The sequence below is a fragment of the Mucilaginibacter sp. P4_G9 genome (genome assembly GCF_056400985.1).
This window is the reverse complement of sequence record NZ_JBFUKF010000186.1, coordinates 1-10,288: the sequence shown is the minus strand read 5'-3', so window position 1 is coordinate 10,288 and position 10,288 is coordinate 1. Positions and strand designations below refer to the sequence as shown.

General features: G+C 41.0%; 8 protein-coding genes. 6 read left to right on the top strand and 2 right to left on the bottom strand.

What is annotated here, in order from left to right:
* Positions 1–357: 357 nt before the first annotated feature.
* From AC1DPZ_RS16015 to AC1DPZ_RS15995, 5 genes are all read left to right on the top strand, one after another.
* Positions 358–942 carry an RNA polymerase sigma factor gene (locus AC1DPZ_RS16015; protein ID WP_477405136.1) on the top strand — a complete coding sequence of 195 codons (585 nt, stop codon included), beginning with the start codon at positions 358–360 and terminating at the stop codon, positions 940–942.
* 224 nt (positions 943–1,166) lie between these two features.
* On the top strand, positions 1,167–1,361 hold the full coding sequence (locus AC1DPZ_RS16010; protein WP_477405134.1) for a hypothetical protein: 195 nt from the start codon (positions 1,167–1,169) through the stop codon (positions 1,359–1,361).
* 314 nt (positions 1,362–1,675) lie between these two features.
* Positions 1,676–2,434, top strand: coding sequence for an endonuclease III (gene nth / locus AC1DPZ_RS16005; protein ID WP_477405132.1), 759 nt, complete (start codon positions 1,676–1,678; stop codon positions 2,432–2,434).
* 163 nt (positions 2,435–2,597) lie between these two features.
* Complete coding sequence (gene recA / locus AC1DPZ_RS16000; protein WP_295720980.1) at positions 2,598–3,620, top strand: recombinase RecA; 1,023 nt, start codon at positions 2,598–2,600, stop codon at positions 3,618–3,620.
* A gap of 361 nt (positions 3,621–3,981) precedes the next feature.
* Complete coding sequence (locus AC1DPZ_RS15995; RefSeq protein ID WP_477405130.1) at positions 3,982–5,616, top strand: ABC transporter substrate-binding protein; 1,635 nt, start codon at positions 3,982–3,984, stop codon at positions 5,614–5,616.
* Between the two features lie 132 nt (positions 5,617–5,748).
* On the opposite strand, the gene AC1DPZ_RS15990 is transcribed toward AC1DPZ_RS15995, so the two are convergent.
* Together AC1DPZ_RS15990 and AC1DPZ_RS15985 are read right to left on the bottom strand one after the other, a co-directional pair.
* Positions 5,749–8,016, bottom strand: coding sequence for an aconitate hydratase (locus AC1DPZ_RS15990; RefSeq protein WP_477405128.1), 2,268 nt, complete (start codon positions 8,014–8,016; stop codon positions 5,749–5,751).
* A 234-nt stretch (positions 8,017–8,250) separates the two neighbouring features.
* Complete coding sequence (locus AC1DPZ_RS15985) at positions 8,251–8,877, bottom strand: polysaccharide deacetylase family protein (RefSeq protein ID WP_477405126.1); 627 nt, start codon at positions 8,875–8,877, stop codon at positions 8,251–8,253.
* Positions 8,878–8,971: 94 nt separating this feature from the next.
* On the opposite strand from AC1DPZ_RS15985, the gene AC1DPZ_RS15980 reads away from it, so the two are divergent.
* A partial coding sequence (locus AC1DPZ_RS15980; RefSeq protein WP_477405124.1) for a TolC family protein occupies positions 8,972–10,288 on the top strand: 1,317 nt, incomplete at its 3' end.

Sequence of the window (10,288 nt, the reverse complement as noted above, 5' to 3'; positions counted from 1 at the left end):
GGGTTTAATATAATATCCCTTTGGTCAATTAAAAAAGATCGTTCCAATTATACGAGCATCATTAAACCCTGTTTCCAGCCATTTAAATGCAGAAGTTGTAAGAAATATCTTGTTTTAGATTAAACCTTTTTAGCTGAACACTGTCTAACGCTAAAGCCCGAAATTTTCAATAGAAAGGGGCTTAATTACCCCAATCAACCTGATAGACAGAAGTAAATAAAAAAATATAATTTGTTTTTTAAGATAGAAATTGTTTTATTTGAGGTAACAATTTCTTAACCCCTAAAGAGCAGACTATAGAAGATACTTTACTTTTAAAAGATTTTTAACTAAAATTAAGTTTAAGTAGTACGTTCTATGGATTTTCAATTGAAGAGTGATCAGGATCTAATCCATCAATACATTGCCGGCGATGAGGCAGGACTGGTAGAATTGATAAGGCGATATCAATCAAAAATATACACCTCTATTTATCTGCTGGTAAAAGACGAATACCTTGCCGAAGATATTTTTCAGGATGCTTTTATTAAAGTAATAAATACCCTTAAAGCCGGAAAGTATAACGAAGAAGGTAAGTTTTTACCCTGGGTAACGCGTATTGCGCATAATTTGGTTATTGACCACTTTCGACGCGAAAAACGTGCCCCAATGGTAAGCAATGGCGACGACTTTGATATTTTTGAGGTGCTGGGTAATTACGATGAAAGTACCGAGGATAAGATGGTGCGGGCACAAACCTATAAAGACCTTAAATCGCTGATACAGCTTTTACCTTCCGAGCAAAAAGAGGTATTGATTATGCGCCACTTTGGTGATATGAGTTTTAAGGAAATAGCCGATATAACCGATGTGAGCATAAACACCGCTCTCGGCCGTATGCGCTATGCACTTAATAACCTGCGGAAGATGATGCAGGGCAAGGAAATGAGCCTCAAAAATTAACTATTAAGTTACAGGATTAATTTTTTTATCTGAAATCCGGTTATTGATTAATTATCAGTTAACCGGATTTTCTGTATAAATGGCTTTATTATACTGAAAATCAAATAGTTAATAGATAAACCCCAAATGCCAAAATAAAAAAATTTCATTTAATTTTCATTTAACAAAATATTATCTTTATGGCATCGTTATAAATCGTATAAAATTTATAGTAAAAAAAGCTTATGGATGAAACCTTTACAAGAACATTAAATGCAACTGCTAACCAAGCACAGATGAACGAGAATGCACAAGAATATCTGGATGCAGACGATATGATTTTTTATAATTCTATTCGTGCTGATTTGGACCTTTTAACAAAGAAACCCAAACTGCAAACCATACACCAGATTCTGGATTACTCCAAGAGCTTACGTTAAGTATTGCCAACCTCACTGGTTCATAGATCACAATTGTTGATTAAGGTTACCCGATGCGAATCGAAATAACCAAAAGCCAATAAGTGATTTATGARCCTTTCTATTTTATTAGTTCATTGCCGCTGCGCTTGTTCACCGGTTCAGTGGTTCATTGGTGAATAGTTCGATAAATTTTATGGCTGATATTTTAACGGTTTTGCCAATTGCGATTTATTGAGCATAATTGCAATGTATTGGATATGCCGCAAAACTAATAAACAACCGGGTTAACGAACTATGCAGCCACCAATGAACTAATGAACCAATGAACTACCATGCTGAAAGCCGAACGTTATCGCCATTTTGTTGAATATTTTTCTGAGCGGCAGCCTAACCCGGTTACCGAGCTGCATTATAATAACCCATTCCAGCTACTGGTGGCCGTCATTCTATCGGCGCAGTGTACCGATAAGCGGATTAACCAGGTAACGCCCGCGCTGTTTGAGCGTTTCCCTACACCCGAGGATTTGGCGGCATCTACCCCCGAGGAGGTTTTTAACTATATCCGAAGTGTAAGTTATCCTAACAACAAGGCGAAGCATTTAGTGGGCATGGGCAAAATGCTGGTTGATGTATTTCACAGCGAGGTGCCATCGGGGATTGACAACCTGCAAAAAATGCCGGGTGTTGGCCGTAAAACCGCTAACGTTATAGCTTCGGTTGTATTTGAAGAGCCGGCAATGGCTGTTGATACGCACGTATTTAGGGTAGCCAACCGAATAGGTTTAACTAATAACGCAACTACGCCTTTGGCGGTAGAGAAACAATTGATACAACACATTCCAAAGGAATATATAGGAGTTGCCCATCACTGGCTGATACTGCATGGCAGGTATATCTGCGTAGCCCGAAGCCCTAAATGCGAGATTTGCCCGTTAACCTGGTTTTGCAGGTATTATGAACGCAATAATACCGAAGCCGCATTATTACGTGCCGAGGCGGCCAGGATCAAAAAAGCTAAGGAAGCGAAGAAGAAAAAGGCTTTAAATACAATTAGCAAAGAGTTGAAGAAGCGGAGTGTGGAGCGAGGTTAATCAGGGGAATAGCTGATTAAGTGCATGGTTAGTTTTGTATATTTGATAAACGTAACTACTCACTTAATAAACCTGATCTAATCATTCACCAATCAAAAAATAAATACTAAAAAAATTAGTATTTGTAAATAAAACATTTATATTTGTTGAAGAAAATTTGAAGATGGCTAACATAGATAAAAACAATTCGGATAAATTAAAGGCGCTGCAGCTTACGTTGGATAAGCTGGAAAAATCATACGGAAAAGGTACCATCATGAAATTGGGCGATTCCGTTATTGAGCCTACAGAAGTAATATCAACCGGCTCCTTAGGGCTTGACATCGCCCTGGGTGTTGGCGGCTTACCTAAAGGAAGGGTTATTGAAATATACGGACCGGAATCATCCGGTAAAACTACATTGGCAATCCATGCCATTGCAGAATCACAAAAGAAAGGCGGCATTGCGGCATTTATTGATGCAGAGCACGCTTTTGACCGTTTTTATGCCAAAAAATTAGGAGTTGATGTAGAGAACCTGCTGATCTCTCAACCAGATAACGGTGAGCAGGCGCTGGAAATCGCAGATAATCTGATCCGCTCGGGAGCTATTGATATTTTGGTTATCGACTCTGTTGCCGCGTTAGTTCCTAAAGCTGAGATTGAAGGTGAAATGGGCGACTCAAAAATGGGTTTGCACGCGCGTTTAATGTCTCAGGCTTTGCGTAAGTTAACCGGAACCATCAGCAAAACCGGGTGCTGCTGTATTTTTATCAACCAGTTACGCGATAAAATAGGTGTAATGTTTGGTAATCCCGAAACTACCACCGGTGGTAACGCTTTGAAGTTTTACGCTTCGGTACGTTTGGATGTACGCAGGATTTCGCAGATCAAGGATACTGATGAGGTATCCGGTAACCGCGTTAAGGTGAAGATTGTTAAAAACAAAGTTGCGCCACCATTCCGTATTGCTGAGTTTGATATCATGTTTGGTGAAGGCATCTCCAAAGCCGGCGAGATCATCGACCTGGGTGTTGAGTACAACATCATTAAAAAAGCAGGTTCATGGTTCAGCTATGGCGAAACCCGCCTGGGCCAGGGCCGTGATGCGGTTAAACAACTAATACTGGATAACCCCGAACTGATGGAAGAATTGGAAGCTAAAATTAAAGAAACCGTAACAGGCGAACATTTAGCAGAGGTGTAACACGATTTAAGGATTAACAGGATTGGGAGATTTTTTGATCGTCTGATTCAATTTTGATAGTTTTATCCATATTAAAAGCCTTCCGTTTTGGGAGGCTTTTTGCTTTTGTTGGGATGGGTTGAGTTTGATGCTGCAAAGGTGCAGGTTTGGTCACCAAAAGAATATGGAAAGGTGCATGAAAGGTATGCGAACAGATGCTCATAAGAGTACAAAATAACTGCCCTGTTTTGCTGCTTTAATTATTAAATGACGAATTGCTAATGCACAAAATCAGTAATTCACAAATTGAAAACCTTCATCCCTAAGTAATAAATCAGCGGTTAGCTAACGTGTCAAACCAAAATTGATATATTAGCTTGTGATGAATAAACTGGTCGTATTGTTGCTTTTGGTGCCGATGGTTCTGCTTTCGGCATGTCATACAAAATCGCCGGGGTCGCATAAAACAGTTTTCAATATCAACATGGAGGAGGGTCTTACCTCGCTCGATCCAGCCTTTTGCCGTAACCGGTATACCATCTGGATGGATAACCAGGTTTTTAACGGATTGGTGCAGGTTAACGATAGTTTAAAAGTTACCCCATGCATAGCTAAAAGCTGGGAGGTATCTGCCGACGGATTGCTATATACTTTCCACCTGCGTAATGATGTTTATTTTCATGATGATCCGCATTTTGTAAATGGGGTTGGCCGTAAAGCTGTTGCCTCCGATTTTGTATACAGTTTCGGTCGTTTGATTGATCCTAAAGTGGCTTCATCCGGCTCATGGATCTTTAGCGATAAAGTAGAGGGTAAAGCTGCATTTTTTGCACCCGATGATAGCACTTTCCGGATTAAGATGAAACAACCCTTTGCACCTTTTTTGAGCATGCTTACGGCGCAGTATTGCTCTGTGGTGCCAAAGGAGGTGGTAGAGTTTTATGGTAAAGATTTCAGGAGCCATCCTGTTGGGACAGGGCCGTTCAGGTTTAAGTATTGGAAAGAAGGCGAGGTGTTGGTACTCCTTAAAAATGATAAATATTGGGAGGTTGATAATAAAGGGAAACATCTGCCTTACCTCGATGCTGTAAGGACAACCTTTATTGCCGATAAACAAACCTCGTTTTTGGAGTTCATAAAAAAGAAGCTCGATTTTTTAAATGATATTGATGGCAGTTACCGCGATGATATTCTTACCAAATCAGGCAAGGTTACGCAGAAATATAAAGGCAAATTTATACTCAATACCGCTCCCTATCTAAACACCATGTACCTTGGGATATTGGTGGATAGTAACCTGGCCATCGTAAAAAAATCGCCGTTAAAGATATTAAAGGTAAGACAGGCTATAAACTATGCTATCGACAGGCAAAAGATGATCAAGTACCTGCGCAACAGCATGGGAACGCCAGGGTATTCGGGCTTTATACCGCAAGGGATGCCCGGCTTTGATGGTAAATGTGTTAAAGGCTATTCATATGACCCGGAAAAAGCGCGAAGACTGCTGGCAGAAGCCGGTTTTCCCGATGGGAAAAACCTGCCCGAAATTTCGCTGGCCACTACAGTAGGTTACCGTAGCCTCATTGAATATGTACAAGGCCAGTTGGATAGGATAGGTATTAAAACCAGTGTTGAAATTACGCAAGGGGCCAGTTTGCGTGAGTTGGTATCAAAAAATGGCATCAATTTTTTTTACGGCCAATGGATAGCAGATTATCCTGATGGTGAAAATTACCTGTCGGTTTTCTACTCAAAAAATAAGATTCCGTTTGGCCCCAACTATACCGGTTTTAACAATAAAAAATTTGATGCCTTGTTTGAACAAACCTACCAGGTAAAAAATGATTCGGCCCGTTACGCGCTGTATCAGCAAATGGATAATCTGGTAATGGAGCAATCGCCGGTGGTGGTATTGTATTATGATAAGTTGGTGAACCTTTACCAGAATAACATCTCTGGCTTTAGCTTGAATGGGCAGAATTTGTTGGTGTTGAAGAGGGTGGTGAAAACCCTATAACTCCCCGGAAGGGAAATCCTTAACCTCATTACGTAATAGCACGGAAAAATTCCAGGAATCAATAAAAAAGCCTCCCCAAAAGGGAGGCTCAAAAATTATAAAAATCCGAAATCGAAAATCCGATATCCGAAATTAAGATACCATTTGTCTCCTAATGATGTTCAACGCACCACCAGCCTTAAACCACTCAATTTGCTGAGCATTGTAAGTATGGTTAACCGGGAATGAATCAACAGAGCCATCTTTATGGTTTAATATCACGGTTAACTGTTTGCCCGGGGCAAATGCTGTTAAGCCGATGATATCAATGCTGTCATCTTCCTGGATCTTATCGTAATCATTATTATCAGCAAAGGTGATACCTAGCATACCTTGTTTTTTAAGGTTGGTTTCGTGGATACGGGCAAATGATTTTACCAGTATGGCGCGTACACCTAAGTGACGGGGCTCCATTGCCGCGTGCTCACGTGATGAGCCTTCGCCATAGTTTTCGTCGCCTACTACTATTGAACCAATGCCATTCGCTTTGTAATCGCGTTGGGTGGCGGGTACAGGTCCGTATTCGCCGGTCAGCTCATTTTTAACGCTATCGGCTGTATTGTTAAAGTAGTTGATAGCACCAATCAGCATATTGTTTGATATGTTGTCCAGGTGACCACGGAACTTTAACCACGGACCAGCMATCGAAATATGGTCGGTAGTACATTTGCCTTTAGCTTTGATCAACAATTTTAGGCCTTTAATATCGGAACCTTCCCATGCGGTAAACGGCTCCAATAATTGCAAACGTGATGATTTTGGATCAACCAAAACCTGTACCTGGCTGCCATCTTCGGCAGGCGCCTGGTAACCGGCATCTTCAACAGCATAGCCTTTAACCGGCATCTCAATACCTAATGGTTCGTCAAGTTTTACCTGCTCGCCATTTAAATTGGTTAAAGTATCAGTAAGCGGGTTAAAAGTTAAATCACCTGCAATAGCCAAAGCTGTTACAATTTCTGGCGATGCCACAAACGCATGTGTGTTGGGGTTACCATCCTGGCGTTTAGCGAAGTTACGGTTAAACGATGTGATGATAGAGTTTTTGCGGGTAGGGTCGTCTGTATGACGGGCCCACTGACCAATACAAGGTCCGCAAGCGTTGGCCAATACTACACCGCCCATTTGAGCAAAGGTATCAAGGTAGCCGTCACGGTCAACTGTGTAGCGTACCAATTCTGATCCCGGAGTGATAGTAAATTCGGCCTTTGTTGTAAGGTGTTTATCGATAGCCTGTTTTGCAATAGATGCAGAACGGGTGATATCTTCGTATGAAGAGTTGGTACAAGACCCAATCAAACCAACTTCTAATTTTGCAGGCCAGTTATTTTCTTTAACGGCCGTTGCGAATTTAGAAATAGGCCATGCCAGATCTGGTGTGAAAGGACCATTAATATGTGGTTCTAATTCRGACAGGTTGATTTCGATAACCTGATCGAAATATTGCTCAGGGTTAGCGTAAACTTCCTTGTCGCCTGTTAAATGTTCTGCAACCGCGTCGGCAAGCTCGGCAATATCGGCGCGTTTAGTGCCTTTAAGGTAGGCCGCTATTTTATCATCATAACCAAATACCGAAGTGGTTGCACCAATTTCGGCACCCATGTTACAGATGGTACCTTTACCTGTTGCCGAAAGTGAACGTGCACCCTCACCAAAATATTCAACAATAGCACCGGTACCACCTTTTACAGTAAGGATACCTGCTACTTTCAAAATAACGTCTTTAGCTGATGTCCAGCCAGATAATTTACCGGTTAATTTAACACCGATCAATTTAGGGAATTTAAGCTCCCATGGTAGGCCGGCCATAACGTCGCAGGCATCGGCACCGCCAACACCAATGGCTATCATACCTAAACCACCCGCGTTTGGTGTATGTGAATCGGTGCCTATCATCATACCACCCGGGAACGCATAATTTTCAAGAACAACCTGGTGAATGATACCGGCTCCTGCTTTCCAGAAACCAATACCGTATTTATCAGATACCGAAGCCAGGAAATCATAAACCTCGCGGTTAATATCAATAGCTGTATTTAAATCGGCAACGGCGCCAACTTTTGCTTGTATAAGGTGATCGCAATGTACCGTAGAGGGTACCGCAACCTGCGGGCGGCCTGCCTGCATAAACTGCAATAAAGCCATTTGCGCTGTAGCATCCTGCATGGCTACACGGTCTGGTGCAAAATCAACATAGTCAACACCGCGGCCAAATGCCTGTTGGGCATCGCCTTCAGAAAGGTGGGCGTATAGTATTTTTTCGGTTAAAGTTAAATGTTTACCAGTCGCTGTACGGGCAGCATCCACGCGGCTGCTGTAGCGATCGTAAACTTTTTTGATCATATCTAAATCAAAAGCCATTTGTATTTGATTTTTAGGTGAAAAGTAAAAGAAATTGACACTAAACCCCTTAATAGAAGCGTAGTGCGGCGAATTTACAAAAATTACAACTAAAACCTGTCAGTCAACTATGTAAATGTTATTTGGAGTTGTTCTAAATAAAGATGTTAAGTTTGATTGGGTTGACTGAGTTGGTAAAGGTTGCTTTTCAGTCAATAAGTTCATTGGTTTTTTCTTTTTGATGAATTCGTCCAATCAACGCAGACCAATCAACTTAAATTCATACCCTTCTTTACTCCACTCCTCCATGGCCCTTGGCAAAACATATTCCAGTCTTTCAAAAGCTTTTAAACTGTCGTGAAATACCACCATCGATCCGGCCCTGGTGTGTTTCAATACATTTTTAAGGCAGGCTTCGGGTTTTAGGTTGATGTCGAAATCGCCGCTAAGCACATTCCACATGATGATTTTAATATTAGGGCGGACAATTTTAAGATCCTTAACCTGTTGTTTTTTGATGCGGCCATAAGGCGGGCGAAAAAGATCAGTATCTAATATGTTATCAGCAAGTAAAAAATTATCAACGTAAGTTTTGTTATCAGTTTTCCATCCCTTTAGGTGGTTATAGGTATGGTTGCCTACGGCATGCCCATCGTTAACTACTTGCTTAAAAATATCGGGATGTTTACTTACATTATCGCCAATGCAAAAAAATGTGGCTTTGGCCTTATATTGTTTTAAAATATTTAATACAAAGGGTGTAACAATAGGTATAGGTCCATCGTCAAAAGTGAGATAAATACAACGGTTGCTTTGGTTTACGTTCCAAATTAGTTCGGGATATAGCTTTTTTAGTAGCCAGGGAGTTTTAACCAGGTACATGTCAAATTCAAAATTAAATGTTAAATTTTCCGATATATAGAAATCAACATTGCAATGTAGTCAACAGTTGCTTACCATTGTATAGAAAAACCTTATGAAACCAAAATTACTATTATCATTTAAAGCAACTGTTATTTGTACCTTCCTGTTTTCGGCACTTAGCTTTACGGCTAATGGGCAGGAAGTGATTACATTGCAAAAAGCGGTCGATCTGGCTTTGGAGCGTAACCTTACCATCAAGCAATCTCAATTTACCGAAGCATTGGCCGTTGAAGATTTAAAGCAATCAAAATATAACCAGCTGCCAAACTTAACTGCAGGTCCGCAGGCTTCGTTTAACTTTGGTCGTAATATCGACCCTTCGACCAACCAATTCATTAATCAACGTATTTTTGCGTTAAACGGTACAATTCAAAGCCAGGCAACTTTGTTCCAGGGCGGGCAATTACGCAATACCGTAATTCAAAATAAGTTATTACTTGATGCAGATAAAACAGCGACTGCTAAGGTTAGGAACGACCTGGTACTTAATGTAGTGACCACCTATCTGCAGGTATTAACCAATCAGGATTTGGTAAAAGCTGCACAGCAGCAAATTGATATCTCAAAAATAACTTTGGATAGAGCTCAAAAAAACTTTGATGTTGGCAACCAAACACTGGCCGATCTGGCGCAGGCAAAAGCGGCAGGCTCAACAGCAGAGCTGAATTATACTAATGCCGAAAATGCGCTGGCGCTTTCCTTGCTTACGCTAAAGCAATACATGGAAATGGCCCCACAAACAGATATTACCGTTGAGAAGCCAGATATCAGCAAACTGACAGATATAAAAACATTGTATAACGCCGAGGAAGTGTTAAAAACCGCAATGGCTGTTAACCCGGATGTGTTATTAGCCGAGCAAAGGGAAAAAGCGACACAGCAAGGTATAAAAATAGCACAAGGTAATTATTATCCAAGCGTTGTTTTGTTTGGGCAATTGGGTTCAAACTATTCTGATGCCCGTACTTTATTTGGCGGTGTTACGCCTACAGGACGGGTAGATACAGTCGGCTTTGTTAACGGCAACCGTAGCCAGCCGGCAACATTGCCGAATTTTACAGCTGTATATAACAAGTATCCGTTCTTTAAGCAACTAAGCGACAACTTTAACCAATCAATAGGGGTAAGCTTACAGATTCCGATATTTAACCGTTTTAGCGCCCGCACATCGGTACGTAAAGCCAAAATACAATATGAAARCGCAAAGCTAACATCACAACTGGCCCGCAATAACCTGAGTAAAATTATTTACCAGGCAGTATTGGATGTAAAATCTGCCGAAAAATCGTATCTGTCTTCAGCCCAAACTTACCAGGCAAATAAAGAAGCATTTAATATTATACAACAGCGTTATACCGTTGGTTTGGTA